The sequence below is a fragment of the Olivibacter sp. SDN3 genome, from assembly GCF_014334135.1.
In the GTDB taxonomy this organism is placed as follows: domain Bacteria; phylum Bacteroidota; class Bacteroidia; order Sphingobacteriales; family Sphingobacteriaceae; genus Olivibacter.
The window spans coordinates 3470229-3490676 of the sequence record NZ_CP060497.1; the positions used below are offsets into that span (position 1 = coordinate 3470229).

General features: G+C 41.2%; 22 protein-coding genes. 13 read left to right on the forward strand and 9 right to left on the reverse strand.

Annotation, left to right across the window (positions count from 1 at the left end):
- Positions 1-20: 20 nt before the first annotated feature.
- Positions 21-1721, forward strand: coding sequence for a RagB/SusD family nutrient uptake outer membrane protein (locus H8S90_RS14330; RefSeq protein ID WP_187338547.1), 1701 nt, complete (start codon positions 21-23; stop codon positions 1719-1721).
- Between the two features lie 55 nt (positions 1722-1776).
- Complete coding sequence (locus H8S90_RS14335; RefSeq protein ID WP_187338548.1) at positions 1777-4206, forward strand: sugar-binding domain-containing protein; 2430 nt, start codon at positions 1777-1779, stop codon at positions 4204-4206.
- A gap of 195 nt (positions 4207-4401) precedes the next feature.
- Here the strand turns inward: H8S90_RS14335 and H8S90_RS14340 are convergent, their stop codons facing one another.
- Complete coding sequence (locus tag H8S90_RS14340; protein ID WP_187338549.1) at positions 4402-4662, reverse strand: hypothetical protein; 261 nt, start codon at positions 4660-4662, stop codon at positions 4402-4404.
- 162 nt (positions 4663-4824) lie between these two features.
- Here H8S90_RS14340 and H8S90_RS14345 point away from each other — a divergent pair, with 162 nt between their 5' ends.
- The 8 genes from H8S90_RS14345 to H8S90_RS14380 all read left to right on the forward strand — a co-directional run bounded on the left by H8S90_RS14345 (position 4825) and on the right by H8S90_RS14380 (position 12587).
- A complete protein-coding gene (locus H8S90_RS14345; RefSeq protein WP_187338550.1) occupies positions 4825-5886 on the forward strand; it encodes a tellurite resistance/C4-dicarboxylate transporter family protein in 1062 nt (353 codons plus the stop codon).
- A 116-nt stretch (positions 5887-6002) separates the two neighbouring features.
- The gene (locus tag H8S90_RS14350; RefSeq protein WP_187338551.1) at positions 6003-7058 is read left to right on the forward strand and encodes an MFS transporter; all 1056 of its coding nucleotides are present in this window, start codon (positions 6003-6005) and stop codon (positions 7056-7058) included.
- Between the two features lie 15 nt (positions 7059-7073).
- Positions 7074-9293 (forward strand): molybdopterin oxidoreductase family protein, encoded by a 2220-nt coding sequence (locus tag H8S90_RS14355; protein WP_187338552.1) that lies wholly within the window; start codon positions 7074-7076, stop codon positions 9291-9293.
- Between the two features lie 62 nt (positions 9294-9355).
- The gene (locus tag H8S90_RS14360) at positions 9356-9925 is read left to right on the forward strand and encodes a 4Fe-4S dicluster domain-containing protein (RefSeq protein WP_187338553.1); all 570 of its coding nucleotides are present in this window, start codon (positions 9356-9358) and stop codon (positions 9923-9925) included.
- 10 nt (positions 9926-9935) lie between these two features.
- Positions 9936-10463 (forward strand): ubiquinol-cytochrome c reductase iron-sulfur subunit, encoded by a 528-nt coding sequence (locus H8S90_RS14365; protein WP_187338554.1) that lies wholly within the window; start codon positions 9936-9938, stop codon positions 10461-10463.
- Positions 10464-10466: 3 nt separating this feature from the next.
- Positions 10467-10766, forward strand: coding sequence for a hypothetical protein (locus tag H8S90_RS14370; RefSeq protein WP_187338555.1), 300 nt, complete (start codon positions 10467-10469; stop codon positions 10764-10766).
- A gap of 41 nt (positions 10767-10807) precedes the next feature.
- Positions 10808-11983 (forward strand): gephyrin-like molybdotransferase Glp, encoded by a 1176-nt coding sequence (gene glp / locus H8S90_RS14375; protein WP_187338556.1) that lies wholly within the window; start codon positions 10808-10810, stop codon positions 11981-11983.
- Between the two features lie 10 nt (positions 11984-11993).
- On the forward strand, positions 11994-12587 hold the full coding sequence (locus H8S90_RS14380) for a molybdenum cofactor guanylyltransferase (RefSeq protein WP_187338557.1): 594 nt from the start codon (positions 11994-11996) through the stop codon (positions 12585-12587).
- Positions 12588-12798: 211 nt separating this feature from the next.
- Here the strand turns inward: H8S90_RS14380 and H8S90_RS14385 are convergent, their stop codons facing one another.
- Together H8S90_RS14385 and H8S90_RS14390 are read right to left on the reverse strand one after the other, a co-directional pair.
- Positions 12799-13380: a tRNA-(ms[2]io[6]A)-hydroxylase gene (locus tag H8S90_RS14385; protein ID WP_187338558.1), complete on the reverse strand. Its 582-nt coding sequence runs from the start codon at positions 13378-13380 to the stop codon at positions 12799-12801.
- 160 nt (positions 13381-13540) lie between these two features.
- Positions 13541-14824 carry a dicarboxylate/amino acid:cation symporter gene (locus tag H8S90_RS14390; protein WP_187338559.1) on the reverse strand — a complete coding sequence of 428 codons (1284 nt, stop codon included), beginning with the start codon at positions 14822-14824 and terminating at the stop codon, positions 13541-13543.
- A 300-nt stretch (positions 14825-15124) separates the two neighbouring features.
- On the opposite strand from H8S90_RS14390, the gene H8S90_RS14395 reads away from it, so the two are divergent.
- Positions 15125-15328, forward strand: a complete 204-nt coding sequence (locus H8S90_RS14395) for a hypothetical protein (RefSeq protein ID WP_187338560.1) — start codon at positions 15125-15127, stop codon at positions 15326-15328.
- Here H8S90_RS14395 and H8S90_RS14400 read toward each other — a convergent pair.
- On the reverse strand, positions 15325-15687 hold the full coding sequence (locus H8S90_RS14400; protein ID WP_187338561.1) for a DUF4260 domain-containing protein: 363 nt from the start codon (positions 15685-15687) through the stop codon (positions 15325-15327). The two genes, H8S90_RS14395 and H8S90_RS14400, sit on opposite strands and share 4 nt — an antisense overlap.
- Positions 15688-15963: 276 nt before the next feature.
- Here H8S90_RS14400 and H8S90_RS14405 point away from each other — a divergent pair, with 276 nt between their 5' ends.
- Positions 15964-16383, forward strand: coding sequence for an NUDIX domain-containing protein (locus H8S90_RS14405; RefSeq protein WP_187338562.1), 420 nt, complete (start codon positions 15964-15966; stop codon positions 16381-16383).
- Between the two features lie 83 nt (positions 16384-16466).
- Here H8S90_RS14405 and H8S90_RS14410 read toward each other — a convergent pair whose 3' ends face one another.
- The 3 genes from H8S90_RS14410 to H8S90_RS14420 are packed head-to-tail and all read right to left on the reverse strand — an operon-like array spanning position 16467 to position 18325.
- Positions 16467-17213, reverse strand: coding sequence for a GNAT family N-acetyltransferase (locus H8S90_RS14410; RefSeq protein ID WP_187338563.1), 747 nt, complete (start codon positions 17211-17213; stop codon positions 16467-16469).
- A gap of 3 nt (positions 17214-17216) precedes the next feature.
- A complete protein-coding gene (locus H8S90_RS14415) occupies positions 17217-17666 on the reverse strand; it encodes a DMT family transporter (protein WP_187338564.1) in 450 nt (149 codons plus the stop codon).
- A gap of 35 nt (positions 17667-17701) precedes the next feature.
- Positions 17702-18325 (reverse strand): Crp/Fnr family transcriptional regulator, encoded by a 624-nt coding sequence (locus H8S90_RS14420; RefSeq protein ID WP_222852098.1) that lies wholly within the window; start codon positions 18323-18325, stop codon positions 17702-17704.
- A 278-nt stretch (positions 18326-18603) separates the two neighbouring features.
- On the opposite strand from H8S90_RS14420, the gene H8S90_RS14425 reads away from it, so the two are divergent.
- The gene (locus H8S90_RS14425) at positions 18604-18981 is read left to right on the forward strand and encodes a co-chaperone GroES family protein (RefSeq protein WP_222852099.1); all 378 of its coding nucleotides are present in this window, start codon (positions 18604-18606) and stop codon (positions 18979-18981) included.
- A 20-nt stretch (positions 18982-19001) separates the two neighbouring features.
- Here the strand turns inward: H8S90_RS14425 and H8S90_RS14430 are convergent, their stop codons facing one another.
- Both H8S90_RS14430 and H8S90_RS14435 read right to left on the reverse strand, forming a co-directional pair.
- Positions 19002-20156 (reverse strand): serine hydrolase, encoded by a 1155-nt coding sequence (locus tag H8S90_RS14430; protein WP_187338565.1) that lies wholly within the window; start codon positions 20154-20156, stop codon positions 19002-19004.
- Positions 20157-20166: 10 nt separating this feature from the next.
- Complete coding sequence (locus tag H8S90_RS14435; RefSeq protein ID WP_187338566.1) at positions 20167-20403, reverse strand: DUF1456 family protein; 237 nt, start codon at positions 20401-20403, stop codon at positions 20167-20169.
- Between the last annotated feature and the right edge of the window lie 45 nt (positions 20404-20448).

Genomic DNA, 20448 nt, shown 5'->3' on the forward strand with positions numbered 1-20448 from the left:
ATTATAGAAAGGGTAAAATCATGAAGAAAGTCAATATATTTTATTTAGTGTTTTTAAATGTTGCCACATTATCCATAACTTCCTGTAAAAAAGATTTTCTGGATGTTGTGCCAACTGATCGGGTTTCTGATGCGGCCGTTTTGGCGGATTCTGTGCTTTTTGAAGCTTTCGTTGTCAATCGGTACATGGGTGTACAGCTCACGGATAAGGAGGCGGAAGGTACGCCCCCAGGCTTTGGTAGGGGTTTCGAATATGCGATGTGGTCGTCATTAACCGACGAGTCTGTGTACAATAATGATGATAATACATGGATTTTGCAGCGTGGACAACTTTCTCCGGAGAATGTTGGTATTGCCGGAACCTTTTGGAAGAGAAGCTACCGCAGCATAAGGGAATGTAATTTTGCATTAGCAAATATCCATGATGTACCCATGAGCCAGCCACACAAGGATATGCTTATTGCGGAGCTAAAGTTCATCAGAGCTTTCCGTTACCATGACCTTATCCGTAATTACGGCGGCGTGGTGTTACTTGGTGATGAGGTTTATGAGTTGAACGATGATTTCAGTGAAGCAACACTGTTCCAACGCGCAGACATCGCAACTTGTATGAACTATGTACTTACACAATTGGATGAAGCTTCAGCAGGTTTACCTGCTGTCAATGACAACAACTGGTTAAGGGGGCGTGCAACCCAAGGGGCAGCGCTTGCACTCAAAGCTAGGTTAAGCTTATATGCTGCCAGTTCTTTGTATGCAACAGGTACTTGGGAAGATGCGGTAAATGCAGCTGTTGATGTAATGGCATTGAATCAATACCGTATTTCACAAAATGGCTATCGGGAGTTATTTAGAAAGACAGCAAATGATAATGAAATCATTTTTGCCCGGTATTATACGATCGGTGCGCGGCATGTTCCTATGGAGATAGCCAATGGCCCCAACGGCTACGACGGATGGGGAGGAAATGTGCCGCTTCAAAACTTGGTAGATGCTTACTTGATGAATAACGGGCGTCCAATTACCGACCCAACCTCGGGATACGATCCACAGAATCCTTATGAGAACAGAGATCCGCGATTCTACCAAACAATTCTTTACAATGGAGCAAGTTATCGTGGGCGACAAGTGGAGACCTTTGTTCCGGGCGGACGTGATAGTAGGGAAGGACCGTCTAATTGGAATACCAGTAGGACGGGATATTACCTGGCCAAGTTTGTTGATGAAGACATGCCGATTAATAACCCTTGGAACATAGCAGGGCTGCAGCCTTGGATTTATTTCCGATATGCAGAAATTTTATTAAATTTTGCCGAAGCGGCCAATGAAGTTGGCGGGCCTGAAGCGGTTCCTGCGGGTGCAACAATGTCGGCTAGAGACGCCATCAATCAGCTTAGAAGCAGGACAGGGGTGGAGATGCCGGAAGTTCCCGCTGGTTTGTCAGCTGACGCATTTAGAGAGATTGTTCGTAACGAGAGGCAGATAGAGTTGGCCTTTGAGGAGCATCGTTTTTATGATGTTAGAAGGTGGAGAATAGCCGAACAGACCGAGAATGAACCAGCATACGGTATAGAAATAACCCGCAGTGGAAACTCGTTGAGCTATGAGCGGAAAGTTGCTTTGGATGGTAGGCGATTTCTTCCGCAACATTATTGGCTGCCTATACCAAGAGAGGAGATTCAGGCATCCAATAATCAATTGGAGCAGAACCCGGGTTATTAGCATAATCCAGCAATACTAATAGAACTATACGACCATACTATTAATTACGATGAATATGAAATGTTTTTTGCAAAATGCACAGCTATGGTTATGCTTGCTGCTATTATCGTTTAACGGCTTGGCCCAACAATCGAGGGAAACGGTGCTTTTCAATGATCATTGGAAATTTCATTTGGGTGAGGTTGATCAAGCCGAAGACGTGAATCACCAGGATACAGCTTGGCGTGAATTGCAGTTACCACATGATTGGTCTGTAGAAGCCCCACTCAGTCCTTCTCTCGCTAGCGCCAACGGATATCTACCAGGGGGAATAGGATGGTACCGAAAGACTTTTCCCGTTTCAGAAGACAAGAAAGGTAGACAGCTATACATTTACTTCGGAGGGATATATAATAATAGCGAGGTCTATTTGAATGGTCAACTTTTAGGGAAACGCCCCAATGGTTATGTGTCGTTTAGCTACGATCTTACCCCGTACATCAAATACGGTGCTGATAATGTGATAGCGGTTAAGGTTGATCATCGTAAGTACAACGACTCCAGATGGTATACGGGGTCGGGTATTTTCCGGGATGTTGTACTAAGTTATACCCATCCGGTACATATCGATCTATGGGGAATAGGTTATGAAACAAAACTTGTGAAGGGTAACAGCGCGAATCTGGCGATCGCCACAAAAATACGGAACACCGGTACTGAAAAAGCGACGCTTACAGTTATGCAGGAAATAAAAGAAAGGGATAGCGAAAAACTAATCGTAAAGAAACAGGGGAAAACTACCGTGAACGGAGGGGAAACAACCGAATTAGCATTGGATGTGACTGTTCCCGCAGCGAAATTGTGGTCTGTAGCCGAACCAAACCTGTATACCTTGCGAACGACCGTACAGTTAGATGGGAAAACGATTGATGAGGAATCTACAGCAATAGGTATTCGCACGACCACCTTTGACGCCGATAAAGGTTTTGCCTTAAATGGCGAATGGATGAAAATGAAGGGCGTGTGCATACACCATGACGCGGGTGTACTGGGTGCGGCAGTACCGCGTGAAGTATGGGAGAGACGTTTAAAACAGCTTAAAGCGCTGGGATGCAATGCTATTCGTATGAGCCATAACCCGCAGGCAACGGATGTATATGATCTATGCGATGAGCTGGGTTTATTGGTGATGGACGAAGCCTTCGATGAGTGGCGGAAACCGAAACGCAAATGGGTGGAGGGATGGAACGTGGGGACACCCAGTTATGATGGTTATGCGGAATACTTCGATGAATGGGGGGAACGGGATTTACGTGATATGGTGTTACGGGATAAACGTCATCCTTCCATTGTTATGTGGAGCATAGGGAATGAAGTAGACTATCCCAATGATCCTTATACGCATCCCATTTTGGATAGTGCCCAAATTGGGCAGAAAGTATTCGGTGGTTTCCAGCCGGAAAGACCGCATGCAGAGGAGCTTGGGGAAATCGCCAAACGCTTGGTAAAAGTGGTTAAAATACATGATCCTTCCAGACCGGTAACAGCGGCATTGGCAGGAGTAGTGATGTCTAATTTTACGGATTACCCGGGAGTTGTGGATGTGGCCGGATACAATTATACGGAAGACCGTTATGAACAAGATCACAAGGCCTACCCCGAGCGGATTATTTATGGCAGTGAAAATAGGCATGACATAGCTGCATGGGAAGCCGTGCGTGACAACGAATATATCTTTGGACAATTTCTTTGGACGGGGATTGACTACTTGGGAGAGTCTGGTAGATGGCCTTCACGTGGCTTTTATTCGGGGCTTATGGATCTGGGCGGTTTCGTGAAACCCCGTGGTTATTTTCGGCAGTCGTTGTGGGCGTCAGCGCCCATGGCCTATATCGGGACGTACCCCTTGGACGGTGATCGCAAAAGCCTTTCAATGGATGCTTGGCCAGTATGGAATTACAGAGAGGGAGATAGTATCCGTGTGGTGTGTTACACCAATTGCTCACAGGCTCAATTGCTTTTGAATGGAAGAGCAATAGGCGAAGTGAAAGCATACGACGATGCTTCGGGGATTATTTCCTGGGATATTCCCTATCAAGCTGGTAAACTGGAAGTTATAGGGCTTGAAGGAGGCCAAGAAAGGGCTCGTTATACCATCCATACTTCAGGTAGACCTTTTCAATTGAAAGCAAGTGTGGATAAAACGGTCTTTGATAAGGAGAAGCGGGATGTCGCTCATATTACGGTTGAAATAATGGACGAGAATGGGCTGCCGGTTACGCTTGCCGATGACAATATTCATTGCCGTATGGTAGGTCCGGCAAAATTATTGGGAATGGAAGCCAGTAACAACACCGATATGGGTGATTACCGAGATAATCAGCAAAGAGCTTATCGCGGGCGACTGCTAGCCTATGTGCAACCCACAGGGGAGCAAGGCGAGGTTCAGATCGAATTTTCTAGTCCATGGCTGAAACCCGTTACGGTTAAGTTGGAGGTGAAGTGATACACCTTTTGGAAACGGAGGCAAAGATAGCGTGCAATACGTAGGGAAGCGTTTGGTTATATGACAATTTCATCTGTATCAGCTAGACGTAAGTTGCTGGCTAGCTGCGTAGTGCCTAGACATTTAAGCGTGTTATCCTTCTAAGAGCTGAGCGACAGGGTAGAATCCAGTTGTTAGCTTGAGGCAGGAGGGCTCTCAGAGTCTGTATCGAAGGCAAACAGCGTTCCATATGGCCTGTGCGAAATCGGTATTGTCTTCGGTTTCGGCAAAGCACCATCTATTTCCATCAAAAGTTAGCGTTTGTACTATGCCGTCAAGCAATATCCGGATTTCTCGAGTGTCTCGAGTAATGTTCCTGTGGAGTATTTGAATCTGATAATCAAGCTTTTTAAAAGTAATCCTCAAGGGCTGCCCTTTATAAGAATAGGTGCTGTCGGTCAAAACGGTATCGTCCATATCATAAATATGTGCAAAAATACTATTTGAGAATAATTTAACCAATTTTTTGTGCTATTTTTTTTAGTATTATATGCTTTTTATGATAGCATACGGACGTCTGCTAAGAACATTTATGGCAGTTTTTTGTTGAAAGCATATTGCTAATCAAGATCATCGAAAATGAGCCTACTTCAGCAAAGAGTTAAAGTTCTACTTCCTGCTTACTTTGCGATGGTAATGGCTACGGGCATTGTTTCTATAGCCTGCTTATTGGTTGGGTTTACATGGACGGCTGCTGTGCTTTTCTACCTTAATATCATTTTCCTTATCGGCTTATCTACGCTTTTTTTTTACCGGATTATTTGTTATCGGTCTGAAGTAGTGAATGATTTTAAAAGTTACCAGAAAGGCCCGGGTTTCTTCACGATTGTCGCGGCGCTTTGCATTGTGGGAAATCAAGTTATGCTATTCTATCAATGGTTAGTATTTGCCACGGCAATTTTGATTCTGGCAGCTATTCTATGGGTTATCATTATTTATGGTTTTTTTTTCAATATCACAACAACTGATGATAAAAAGCCTTTGAAAGAAGGTATTAACGGGACTTGGTTGGTGATAATTGTCTCTATCCAGGCATTATCGATTTTGATTAATTTTGTTTCTGAGGTTTTCGGAGAGCAGACACATATCTTTTTATTCATTGCTTTGTGTCTTTTCCTTTTGGGGTGCTTTTTTTACCTCTATATTATCTCGCTCATCATTTATCGTATTTCCTTTTTTTCGTTAAATGCGACCGAACTCGGAGCTCCCTATTGGATTAATATGGGCGCAACAGCTATTTCTACCTTGGCAGGTTCTATGCTGATACTACGTGCTCAAGCATTTAATTTTCTAGATGAAATTCTGCCTTTTCTAAAAGGGTTTACGCTTTTCTTTTGGGCGTCGGGCTCTTGGTGGATACCTCTCCTTGTTTTGCTGGGTATCTGGCGTCATGTGATAAAAAAAGTGCCAGTACCCACTTCGGCCAAAGGGTATGACCCAAGCTATTGGGCTATGGTGTTTCCGCTTGGCATGTACACGGTTTGCACTTTCAGATTAAGTGAAGCGCTGCATATTCCTTTTCTGAAAACAATTCCCGATTATTTTGTTTATATCGGAATTTTCGCTTGGCTTGCGGTGATGATCGGATTCATAAAGCAAATGATTTTCGTTTTTGGTGGCAAAACAGAAATTGCAAACTGAAAATTTGTTGTAATTAACCATAAACGTAAATTGAATATTAATTCAAACAATTATTGTAAAGTATTGTTGGAGTATTTTGAACGATACCAGTTTTACAATTTAGCGCCTACCTGATTATGTACAGATTCTTCAACACTTTGAATCGGTTAGCCTTAATCAAAGCGAGTATATTGACCGTTTTGGTGGTAATATTGGTGCTGATCGGATCTCGGAATCTACAGCATTTTGACCCCGCCTTAATTGCTTATCTAACAGGAACTGTATTCGCCGTTTTCGGAACGGCCTACCGCTATTCGGTTTGGATACAGCGGCCGCCAACCAAACTCTACTGGCGTAGAAGCATGCGGTTTCTCTTTAGTGCACATTTTTTTCCCTACCTTTTTCGCTCTTTACGGCTATTTGTGCGCAATATATTATTTCAACGATTTATTGCTTACCGAAGTAGAACACGTTGGGCAGGGCATTTCATGTTGGCCAGCGGCTGTTTGTTGGCCTTTGCAATCACCATACCCCTCACTTTCGGATGGATTCATTTCGAATTAAAACCCGGAGATGACCGTACCTATTATGCTATGTTATTTGGATTTGAAGCAGGTTCTTTCAGTTTGGGATCTCCTTTAGCCTTTATGGCATTTCATTGTTTAGTGTGGTGTTCTGTTTTAGTAACAGTAGGAGCAGTGATCATGATGAAAAGAAGGTTTACAAATGGTGGATTAATTGCAACGCAGACCTTTGAAGATGATCTGCTGCCGCTTATTTTGTTAATTGCTATTTCTGTAACCGGTTTGGGAATTTCTTATGACTATACCTTTTTGGAAGGTAAAACGTACCAGTTTATGGCCGTTACACACGCTATCACGGTTATTTTGTTTTTACTGTGGTTACCTTTTGGCAAATTTTTTCATATATATCAACGATTTGCCCAATTAGGTGCTAATCTGTATAAGATAGAAGGTACAAGGAGAGGCATGGCGCTCTGTCCACACACAAAAAAGGAATTTGCCTCGCAAACACATGTTAACGATCTTAAAAAAGTAACCAACGAACTTGGTTTTGATTTTAATAAAAAAGATGGCTCCAGTCATTTGGATTTAAGCCCGGAAGGGAAACGGTCTGCATTAGCAAAAGCACACTTTCAAGCGAGGAAAGAATCTGGACAATTCTTTGGTTAAAAAAGAAAAAGCGAAATGGCAAAACTTCCAATAGCTGCTGATCAAATCATTGAAAAATATGGCCCCCATAAGGCTTATGCGCCGCAAGCAGGTTTCTACGGAGCTCATGAACCAGATAAGTTAGTCAAAACCCATTGTTGTTATTGCGGTATGCAATGTGGGATTCAGCTGAAGGTAAAGGACAATAAAGTTGCAGGTTTTGAACCTTGGATGGAATTCCCTTTTAATGAAGGTCGACTTTGTCCGAAGGGCGTGGAACGTTATCTGCAAAACAATCATCCTGATCGGCTTTTGAATTCTCTACAGCGTGTAGAAGGTAAAGGCTTTGAGGCGGTTTCTTGGGAACGGGCAATGGATAAAACCATTAACGAGATTAATAGAATTCAGCGCGAATACGGTAGAGACGCTTTTGCGATGTTAAGTGGCGTATCACTTACCAATGAGAAGAGTTATATGATCGGGAAATTTGCTCGCGTAGCATTAAAAACAGCCAATCTTGATTATAATGGAAGGTTGTGCATGGTGAGTGCAGGAGGAGGTAATAAAAAAGCTTTCGGGCTGGATAGATCCTCCAATAGTTGGGCCGATCTCGCGTACGCCGAAATTATTATTGTTGCAGGAGCTAATATAAGTGAAACATTCCCTACACTGACACACTATATCTGGCGAGCAAGAGATAACGGCGCTAAATTAATCGTGGTAGACCCACGTGTCATTCCTTTGGCGCGCACAGCCGATCTGCATTTACCCATTCGGCCTGGAGGGGATTCGGCGCTTTTCGGAGCAATGCTGAAAATCCTTGTTGACAATGATTGGTTAGATCACGATTTTATTGAAAACCATACTTCAGGCTTTCAGGAAACAATCGATGCGGTAAAAGATTACGATCTCGATTGGGCCGAGGAACATACGGGAATATCGAAAGACAAAATATTAGAAGCGGCTACCTTGTGGGGAAAAGCTAAAACAAGTTTTCTGCTACACGCGAGAGGTGTTGAGCATCATACCAAAGGTGTAGACAATGTATTAAGCTGTATCAATTTAGTGCTTGCAACTGGGCGCATAGGAAAACCGTATTGCGGATACGGTACCATCACCGGCCAGGGTAACGGCCAAGGTGGCAGAGAGCACGGCCATAAATGCGACCAGTTGCCCGGGAATCGCGATATTACCAATCCAGAGCATCGTAAATATATAGCGGAGGTCTGGGGGATCGAAGAAAAAGAGATGCCAGGAAAGGGCTTAACAGCCTATGAGCAGATTGAGGCCATTCATAGAGGGGAGATAAAAGGCATGATTTCCATTTGCTTTAATCCGCTGGTATCACTACCTAACAATAACTTTGTTCGCCAGGCGCTTGAAAAACTGGAATTTTATATATGTATAGATTCGTTTCTCAGCGAAACGGCGCGCCATGCTGATATTATTATGGCCGGGTCTTTACATGAGGAGGAAGAAGGGACTGTGACAACCGCAGAAGGACGGGTAGTGAAGATAAATGCGGCAGTTTCTCCTCCCGAGAATGCACGAAGAGATGGTGAGATTTTAATGGAGATAGCCAGCAGACTTGGAGCTGGAGATAAATTTAATTTTGCCAATAGTGAAGCGATTTTCAATGAGCTGAGACTTGCCTCAAAGGGAGGGACTGCCGACTACTACGGCATTACCTATCAAAAAATAGTAGACAACATGGGGGTATTTTGGCCTTGCCCGTCACTGGATCACCCTGGAACACCACGACTTTGGGAAGATAGAAAATTTAAAACACCTGACGGGAAAGCTCACTTTAACCCGGTTACTTATAGACCGGCAGCTGAAGTTACTGATAGCGCATATCCAGTGGTATTAACAACCGGTAGGGTGGTTTCGCAATACCTTAGCGGAACATCCACTAGGAGGATAGGCAAGCTTGTAGACCAATATCCCGAACCATTGCTGGAGATACATCCAAAACTGGCTTTCCAATACGGTATTAAAAATCGGGATTTGATTAAAGTTAAAACAAGGAGGGGGGAGGCGGAGTTTCCGGCACAGGTGGTAGAAACGATTCGGGAGGATACGGTTTTCATTCCTTATCATTGGGGTGGAAAACATGCTGCCAATCAATTAACCATTGGAAGTCTGGATCCAATATCCAAGATTCCAGAATTTAAAGTATGTGCTTGTCAGCTGATCCCTACAGGGAAGATGGTTTCGGAAGATGCTACTGAGGCTGCCTATCAAAGCCAATTGTAAAAGAAAAGAGAAACATTAGTGAATAATAAAGGAATTTATGGTAATATTTAAAATGAAATGCTATGCCAGAAACTAATTACAACCAGGAAATGGCCTTTTTTGTAGATATGCAACGCTGTATTGGGTGCCACGCCTGCGAAATGGCCTGTGCAGAGTGCGAGACAAATGGTCAGGAAAGTATGATACATGTCAACTACGTTGAGCGGGCTGTGAGTGTACAAACCACTGTACAGGTATGCATGCATTGTGAAAACCCTGCGTGTGCCAACGTATGTCCAGCAGATGCCATTCATCAAGATGATTTTGGTGTGGTGCATACAGCCAATACTTCTAGGTGTATAGGTTGTTCTAATTGTGTATTAGCCTGCCCTTTTGGAGTACCTAAAAAAATGGAAGAGGCTGAGTTGATGATGAAGTGTAATATGTGTTATGACAGAACTAGCGCAGGTAAAAAGCCAATGTGTGCGACGGTTTGCCCCAGCCAGGCCTTATATTACGGTACTAAAGAGGAAATTGAGCGGATGCGACCAAATAGTGTTCCTGTAAATTCCTTCGTTTTTGGCAATCAAGAGGTCAATACGAAAGTAAATATTATGATGCCTAAAGGCACCCATCAATTAATCGTGGATTAACTTATTGATCATGTCCGCTAGGGAAGCTAACGATAATTTGGAAAAAATACCGAACTGGAAAAGTGATTTTCCTATTGAATCAGATAATGCAACGCATGTAGGCCGGAGGGAGTTCGCTAAATTTTTGGCGCTATTCTCTGGTGCTTTGGCACTCACCAATGGTGTAATTGTTGTCAGATCGCTTTTGTTTCCGACTAAACCCTTGGTTGGCGAGCACTTTGTATGTAATGAAACGGAGGTGCCTATCGGGAAAATGTTCCAGTTCGAAATTAAAGGGAGCAAAGTTATTCCCTATATTCTCATTCATCTAGCGGAAAACGAATGGCGCGCCTTTGAGCAAAAGTGTACTCATTTGACTTGTGCAGTAAGGTATAGGGAGGATTTACAAAAGATTGAATGTCCATGCCATCATGGCTTCTTTAGCGCTGATACCGGAGAGGTGCTACAAGGACCACCACCACGACGTCTCCCGCAGCTTGAAGTGGTAGCAAAGGAAGGGAAAATATATGTTAAACAACGTGAACAAGTAAATGGTTGAGAAATGAGTAATTTTAGAGAATCCCAAAACCAAGCACATCCTAATAAAACCAATACGTTGATGGTAGGGATCATACTGCTGCTCGTGCTATTTGTGAGTATACAAATCTGGTTTTTATTTGGCGCCCTGAACAATGCCCTGCAGGATAATTTCTATTTTGCCTTAACCACCTTTATTGGTTCACTGATACTATCCCTTGCTTCATTTTGGCTTTTACGCTATTTACCAGACCCTTTAAAAACACGTGAGAAAAGAAAAAAGACGCCAAAGAAAGAAGTTTCAGATGTGAGTGGTGAAACATAAGAAAAATTATTATTTTAGAGATCAATAACCCCCATATGCGAATGATCTCAGTAAATGAAGCAAGGAAAATACTTTCAGCAAACGTGGAAAGAGCGGAAGCGGTTACGATTAATTTGCAGGATAGCCTTGGCGCGGTACTTGCCGAAAATGTATACGCGCCTGTTGACGTGCCTTTTTTCAACAATTCGGCCATGGATGGTTACGCTGTGGATTTTGTTGAGCATATTAAAAATTGGGAGGTAGTTAAGACCATCCAGGCGGGAGACAGCACAGAAACGATTCTAAAACAGGGACAGGCAGCACGCATATTTACTGGAGCTAAAATACCTAATGGCGCCAATACCGTTATTCCACAGGAAATGATTACTGTAGAAAATCAATCGATTAGCTACGACTTGGATAAAATAAAAAAAGGTGACCACGTGCGATTGAAAGGTTCGCAATGTCAACAGGGTGATCTTCTCCTCGCGAAGGGGATAAAGTTAAATGCTCCAATGATCGGTTTGTTAGCTTCGGTGGGGCTGGCAGAAGTAAGCATTTATAAGATTCCTTCCGTAACATACATCGTTACGGGGAATGAATTGAAAGAAGCGGGAACGAAATTGGAAGCGGGCGAGATTTACAATTCAAATGGTCCTATGTTAAAGGCATTGCTGAGCGAAGTTGGTATACATAATACTTCCGCCCTAATTGCTGCCGATGATCAACACAAACTTCAGCAAGTTATAAATAAAGCCCTAAGCGAAGTTGACATTCTTATTTTAAGTGGAGGGATTTCGGTGGGCGACTATGATTTTGTTAAAGTATGTATGGAAAATGCAGGTGTTCAGGAGTTATTCTATAAAGTAAAACAGCGTCCGGGCAAGCCTATTTTTGTAGGGAAAAAAGAAAGAAAATGGATTTTTGCGCTTCCAGGAAACCCTTCATCGGTCTTGAGCTGCTTTAAACAATATGTCAAGCCCTGCCTTGAGTATTTAATGGGAGCTGATGATGTTTGGGCACAGGATAAAATATTACCACTGGCAACGGATTTTCGAAAGGTTATGGGACTTACATTTTTCGTAAAGGCATATGAAAATGGCAGTAACGTGGAAATTCTCGACGGCCAGCAATCCTTTAATCTACAAGCATTCGGCAAAGCGAACTGTTTCATTGAATTGGATGAGAACAAGGAAGTAATCCCCTCTGGAACCGAGGTGAAAATTTTTAACTTATGAACCCATTTCGATGATAGGAGATCAAACCGTAGAGGCTTTTGTATTAGCCGGAGGGAAAAGCACGAGGATGGGAGTGGATAAAGGCTTGGTTGTTCTTAAAGGTAAACCGATGATATCCTATATTCTCGAGACCCTGCAAAGAGCAAGATTAAATGTTAGTATTGTGGCAAATAACGATGCCTATAAAGACTTCGGCCTTCCGGTATATGCTGATGTTGTATTAGAAAAGGGGCCAATGGGAGGATTATTAACAGCAATGCGAAATGCTGCTTCAGAAGTGATTTTACTGATAAGTTGCGACATGCCACTTATTTCTCCTGAAGCGATAAACAGTTTACTGTCGTTTCTTGATAAAGAGAAAATTGTTGCCACTGCAATTGAAAATAAAGTTAACCCCCTGTTTGCCCTTTATCCCCGTAAACTGAAAAGCAACGTTGAAGCATACGTGATTTCCGGTCGATTAAAAATGACGGATTTTATTTTAGACAATCCACATCTGTTGTTACTTTCCTTCGCGCAGGAAATGTCATGGTGCTTTAAGAATGTGAATACGCCGATCGATCTCGAAGAAATAATGAATTCCCGGCCTCTTGAAAACGATTAGCTCTTTTGCGCTGCTTTGTTTTGCAATGTTATCCCGATTTTATAAAACTACCTAATAATAATATAATTTTACTTTGCTGCAAACAAACAGTGTATTAGCTTGTTATCACCATAAGGTTTAGGTTGATTATATGATAAAGGCTCTAGCTTCCCACAAGCAGGGCCTTTGTCTTTGTCGGATAACCTATCTCTTGTTGTTTGGTATATTAATATTAGCCATGTATGGATTCAGTTTTGCCATATTGCTGAATGAGCTCTCCTTCGAAAGTAAGCCATTCTTTCCAACGTTTTTCGACATCGACATCGACGCTGTATTTCCGGGCAAAATTTAGAAAAGTAGTGTAGTGGTTGGCCTCAGATACCATTAAATCATGATAAAAACTGGCCAATTCTTCATCTTTAATATTTTGTGACAATACACGAAAGCGCTCACAGCTACGAGCCTCTATCATAGCTGCAAATAGCAGTCGGTCAATGAAAGCAGTATTACGGCTTCCATCTTTCTTGGCAAATTTCATTAGTTGGTTGACATAGTCATCCTTGCGTTCGCGACCCAATTTATATCCTCTTTTTTTTATGAGATCGATTACCATTTGAAAATGTTGCATTTCTTCAATCGCTATCGCAGTCAGTTCATGTGTCAACTCTTCATATTCCGAGTTATTGGTAATGAGTGATATCGCATTCGACGCTGCTTTTTGTTCACACCAGGCATGGTCTGTTAATATCTCTTCAATGTTTGATTCGGCAATGTTTGCCCATCGCGGGTCTGTTAGTAATTTTAATCCAAGCATGAGTGTGTCGGCTTTTGGCTTTCAAACTTAGAAAAAATGCTTTATATTATCGAATAGTGATAAAATCAATTTCAAAAGAGTGCTTTTTTGAAGTATCGATTTTTGGTGCTCAGGTCGGTTTGGTATAGGCACCTGCTCATAGGAGCACAGCCCTGCTCATTTAAGCAAACACTTTGGGCTTGAGTGTATGACCCATTTGTTTATTTACCACAACGCAGATCATGGCATCACCCGTTACGTTAACAACAGTTCTGCACATATCAAGGGGTCTATCTACGGCAAAAATAAGTGCTAAACCAGCAGGGTTGACACCTATAGATTCAAGCACGATTACCAACATTAATATACCCGCACCGGGCACCGGTGCGGCCCCAATAGACGCTAAAGTAGCGGTGAAAACAATGGTTAACTGGTTGGCCAGCGTCAGCTCATATCCCATTACCTGAGCAATAAACACCGCGGCCACACTCTGATATAAGACAGTGCCATCCATATTGATAGTTGCTCCAATAGGTATTACAAAACTGCTTACTTCTTTATCTACACCTAAGCGATCTTCTACACACTCCATAGTAACAGGTAAGGTAGCAGCGGAAGAACTGGTAGAAAAAGCAACCAACTTGGCCGGGATAATCTTTCTAAAAAATTCGATTGCATTCAATCCGCCCATAAAATAAATGATCATGGAATAAGCAATATACATTAGCATAGCTAGTCCGATGACAACAGAGAGGCCATACATACCCAAGGCAAGAAATATGTCGGCAGAGGGAGATTCAGCAACTAGAGATGCCATGAGAGCAAAAACGCCAATAGGTGCTGTTTTCATAATAATATCAACTAGCTTCAAGACGGCCGCATTTGCCCCTTGAAAGAAAGCTACCACCGGAGCGCTTTTTTCCGGTGAAATCAGTAATAAACTAACCCCGCATAATATGGTGAAGAGAATAATCTGTAGCATGTTGGTATTTGACCCCGCCGCTTCAAAAATGTTTTCTGGAACAATATCTACCAAAGGCTGTAAAGGCCCCTTAGCTTTGACCGCTTCCGCTTCCCTCACCTTCTCACCCACAGATCCTTCAAAACTGGCGAGCATTTCATTGCGTGTTTCTGTTGAGATAAAATTTCCGGGACGAACCGTATTTACCACTAGCAAGCCAACGGTTAATGCCAAGAGCGTGGTGGAAATATAAATAACAAAGGTTCTTGACCCCATTTTAGACAACTGGGCAATGTCTTTTAGATTAGCAAGTCCGGTTATTAAAGAGGTTACGATTAGTGGTATAGCTATTAATTTAAGCAGATTAATGAAAATGGTGCCGAAAGGTTTTATCCAATTGATAACAAATGTTGTTCCCCAAGAAAACTGAGTCAGAACAATACCTATTATTATCCCAAATAATATTCCTAATAATATTTTCAAGTGCAGTGCTATTTTTCTCATAGGGCATTAATAATTAAGGCTCAATCATTTATTTCTTTAGGGTACAGTATAAAAATATAAATATTTTGGAGAAAAATTTTATGAAAGGTAGCATATAGCTAACTGTTTTACACACTTTGCGCATGAAAAAATGTGCTTTTTAACGAAAGTGTTGTTATTTTTGTGTGAATATTTTCTCGAATTTGTTGTGAAATATTGATTGCTTGTTTTTATATTAGTGGAAAATTGGGTGACCTCTAGCAACGGATAAAGCGGCTTTTGAGGATTAGCCTTTTGTTTTACGTCCTTAAATGATTAAGTATGAACGATTTTATAGCAGAACAAATTCGCGAAGCTTTAAAGGATGACGATCGTGTAAATGTGCGTATCGTTTCCGGAGATGAAGCAGTTGATGCCGCTCATGCGAACCGTGATCAATTTAAACAAAGCGCAGTGGAACACAGATTGATTTCATCAGCACCGAAGAAAAGAAAGACGTTATTGCAATGTCTTTGGCCTTTTTAATTACCTAAGGCACCCCCTATTTGGCCCAAATGGGTATGTTTAAAACCAGTGGTATATTTTAAACCATAACCAAAAGCCCTATCCATAGAACTGTGGGCAAATAGAATAATACCTGCTGGAAGAAAATAAGGGATGGTGAAATAATAACCTAATAAAGCAATAAATAAAGCGATACCCTTATGGTGACCGATGTTATAAATTATAGCTCCTGTTTTGTTACCGGCAAAATACCCCAGCATGCTAATATCGGGTAATAAGAGGAGAGCGAAAAACAACCACCAAGCATACCCAATTGCAACAAATACCAGGAAGCTTAGCGTCAGCATAGTTATCTCTTCGATCTTTAACGTCAGTTTCATTTTTATTAGTTTTATGTTTCTAATTAAGACCTTTATCCCCTTGGATTGTTACATCATATTATCGATTACGCCTTTATTTACTCAGATATTTTCTTGTTGCACCAAGATCAACACCTCGGTTTTTTTCCAGGAGTAGATAGCTTGAAGAATAAAAAATCGATACCTGGAGAAAAAATAACCATGCATTTGAATTTGTTTTTATCGGTGCGTATGAATGCTAAGCATTTTATTTAAGTTTGCTGATTTCCAAATCATTTATCACATATCCCAAGAACTATGAACACAACAAATACCAATCAATTGCATACGGCAGGACTTGTAGTTTTAAAAGCAGGGAAATTGCTTTTAGCGTTCAGTAATAATAAAAAGGCTTGGTATCTCCCGGGAGGAAAAGTAGCCGCAGATGAAACAGCCCATGACGCGATCTGTCGAGAGGTAAAAGAAGAGCTCGACGTGGAATTATTGCCTGATCAGTTAAAATTCTATTGCCATATTACCGCACCGGCATATGGTGAGAATCCTCATATTATCATGGAACAAGATTGCTTTTTGTATCATTTGACAGAACCGGTAAAAGCCAGCAACGAAATCAGTGAAGTTCGTTATTTTGATTTTCAGGCGTATTTAAGGGAACCTGCCCAGGTTCCTGGAGTATTGCAATTATTTGCAAAATTAACTGGAGACGGACTTATTTAGTTGATCTAAGTAAAATAAATACCGAGAAACCCGACTGGCAACCAAAAAAAGCAATACTTATTAAAAAAGTGCAGGTTAATATATTATAGCGCCGTTCTAGTTAATCCATAATTCGTCATGGTGAAGTCTTCAGAAAAACCCATTCGTTGGTAAATTCCTCTTCCCATTTCGGAAGCCTGTAAGGTCGCATATCGTGCTTTTAGGTCAATAGCTTTGTTCAATAGAAAATACATGATTTCTTCAGCGAATCCTCTTTTTCGCATTTCAGGAATCACTCCGACGCCGTGTATTCCAGCGATATCTTCTGTAAGAAACAATATAGCTGTACCAACGGCTTTGTTTGCTGAGCTGAATAAATAATACGCAATGTGTCTATATGTTTTAATCAATATTGCTTCTGAAATACAGTAATTAAAGGATTTGGGGTATAAATCTGCCCATATTTTTGCAGTTTTTTCGTCGTCTACGCGCTGAAAATCCAGGCGATGGGGGTGGTCAAATTTCCTGTTGAGCATAAGAGACATGCCTACTTGGCTTGATTTTCTAATAAATCCATTCGACTCAATCATTTCGTGATTATCCTCACCATAGGTATTCCAATAAGAAAGTGAAGGATTCGAGGCCGAAGTTTCTATTATTTTTTTCGCTTCACAGAGTGTTTGTTCCTCAGGCTTCGTTTTAAACCATAGTCTATTAGGCCATTCGGCATTAGGGGTGTTAGCGTATCCGATGCTAAGATGGTTTTCATAGATCTGCGTTTGTTGAGAATAACCTGCCTTGGTCCAAAGTGATGTTAAATTCTGGATGTTTGCACTAATGATATCTTTCATTTTCTATTTTGTGTTTATTAGTAGAATGCCTATTACCAAAGCGGTAATTCCAATTAATTTTTTTAGGGTTATCGGTTCGGCAGGTAGATTTAGCCAACCGAAATGACCCGCTATAAGGGCGAAAATCAGTTGTCCACAGAGACCTAATGCAATCATTTTTGACACGCCTAATTTCGGAATCGTGTAGTAGTATAAGCTGATGCCAAGAACGCTGAAAAGACCACCGGTAAACCATAAGTACCAGGGGATTTGTTTAGCTAGATGTAGGCTTGGAACACTACTCATGGTTAGTAGCACGAAAATCGTTGCAAAAACTGCACTACTTATTGAGGTTGTTACTGAAGCCAGTAAGGGGTTTTTTAGTAAGACACCTAACTGTGTGTTAAAACCGGCCTGTATTGCCAGAAAGACACCTCCCACGAGCGCTAGTATGGAAATTATCTGTTGATTCATTGAGCAAAAGTAAAGTACAATAACGACCTACCTCTTTACATATGTTGATTGCCGATTTTTTCTTTCAGATCTTTTCTTATTCTACTAAGTTGTGTAGCGGTGATACCGAGGTGTGATGCAATATGTTGCAGCGGGATTCTAGTATCTATTCCTGGATGGTCGTTAAGTAGTTTTAGATAGCGGACACTGGCATTTTCCATCACTAGTGAGACTTCTCGCTGTTCTTTTTCTATGACCCAGTTTTTTTCAAGATAAGCAATATAAAAGTTCTTTAAATCATTGTGCTCATCAATTAATGCTCTATATTTCCTGAAGTTAATGTTAATGATGAGGCTCTCTTCAACAGCTTGTAGGGTGAATTGAGAAGCTCGGTTTAAGAGTAACGATACTTTGGAACCCGCGAAATGTCCTTCCAGAAAAATGTTTTTATTATAGGTGTTTCCGTTCTCATCACTAAAAAATGCAATAATTGCACCTTTACAGAGGTAATGTATGTTTTTTGCTCTTTGTCCTTCCCGAAGTAGTATTTCATCTTTTTTTAGTACCTGAAATTGTATAAGGGGTTCGATTAACGACAGTACGTGCTCCTTAATGGGGTAATAGTTAAAAAGGGTTTTTTTTAACTGAATGACGTATGTTGCTTTTTCCTCTGCTGTCACTTAAAAAAAAATTTGAATCATCATAACTAGAACCTTAGTGCTTTTTTGCAATAGAAAGAAAAATTCTCATGATGTGTGCACCATGCGCTAATTTAACAAAAAAAGAAATAAATAAATCTCTTTTAGTTGCCGATTTCGATACTAAGATCTGGGTAAAGCGAATAATTTTTTTTCAGATGCTCCATTAGTTGTTTAATGATAATGTCAAAATGGCATGATTTCTTGTTGCTGCATACCTTTTGTAGATACATTTGGGTTTTTAGATTTACATTGGATTTATGGCTATTCATTTAACGAAAGACAACAAGTTGAAAAAATTAATAGTTGTTGGTGATCGGGTGCTCATAAAGCCCGTTATCCCTAACGAACGGACAGACAGTGGGCTCTATCTCCCGCCGGGCGTGCAGGAGAAGGAAAAGGTGCAACAGGGATATATTATTAAAACAGGGCCTGGTTATGCTATTCCTGTGCCAACAGACGAAGATACCTGGAAACCGCAGGAAGATCAGGTAAAATATATTCCGCTACAGGCCAAAGAAGGTGATTTGGCTATTTACCTGCTTAACGGATCTACTGAAATAGTGTACGGAGGTGAAAAGTATTTTATCGTGCCTCAGGCTGCCATCTTAATGCTGGAGAGAGAGGAGGAACTGTAGGGGGGAGATAAATCCCACCGTTACTGATCTATTAAATGCCTATACAAACTATCTACACATGCTTTGAGGAAATCGTTTACATCTTCCGTGAATGTCGTGGCGCCGCAGCCATTGGTGATTAGTACAAAACCAAATTTTTCCTCTGGTTGAAAAAACATAGCGCTGTATAGGCCATAAGCATTCCCATTATGGCCTATCAGCTTTTTACCAGGGACCAGTAGTGTCTTTTCGCATAGGGCCAATCCGTATCGTTCTTCAATATTTACATTGGTTTGCATGTTTTTAGTGCTGTTTGGACTGATGATGCGGATATCGTTATTATAGAGACCTTCATTCATATGCATCATCATGTAAATAGCTAAATCATGGGCAGATATTTTAATTCCACCGGTAGGGGAAAATATGGGGGTACTGTATCCCATGACATAATTGTTTAAACTTTCCTTAGGCGATCGGTATGCTGCTGGCGCGGGGTCGAACTTGCCTGATGTTTTGTCAAATTCGTAAAGGGTAACGAAACGGGAACTATCCAGTTCATCCACGTTATACCCACCGTAAATTTTTAATGGATCGAGCAAATGTTGTTTGATATAGCGATCCAACCGCTCACCAGATATTTTTTCGAGAATAGCTCCGGCTAAATTAAAGTTTAGATTACAATATTGGTAACCTTCACCAGGTGCATATTCGTAATAACTTTTGCTGATGTCCAGACTTTTTTGCGGACAAATTACATCAAGCGTGAAATAGCCATTTTGGTCGTTTAGGCTTGACGTGTGCGAAAGGATCATACGTAAGGTGATTTTTATATTGGGATACTTTGGGTTCCTCACCTTGAAACCAATAAGTTCGCCAACGTCATCATCGAGCGACAGCTTTCCTTGCTCAACCAATTGCATAATGCCAGTGGCTACGAAAGATTTTGATATAGAAGCAATGCGAAAAATATCGTTGTTTCTTAATGGTTGGTTTGTTGCAATGTCTTTTACTCCGAAAGACGCATTATAGGCAATTTTATTATCTTTTACCACAGCTATAGATAAACCGATGGCTTGGTTTTTTTTCATAATGGTTTGCAGTTCCTCTTCAAGCGCGGTGTTTTGTGCAAAAGCCTGTATACAAGCTGAAAATAGCAAAAAATAAATAAAAAAAAGTTTTTTCGGAAGTTTGACCATTGGTGAATGTCTACTTATTGTTCTGCTTCGGTCTAGGCCCACGTTTGTAGATAATAAGCCCATTCAAAAAATTACGTAGTATCTGATCGCCACAAGGTTTGAAATTCGGATGGTCTTCCTTGCGGAAGATAGCACCTAACTCTGCTTTTGTAACCCTAAAATCTACAAGTGCCAACACCTCGATAATGTCGTCATCGGTAAACTTCATTGCTACACGTAATTTTTTCATTATATCATTATTGCTCATGTTACTAGAGTTAATTGGACTTCAAAGATAACATGAAAATAATAA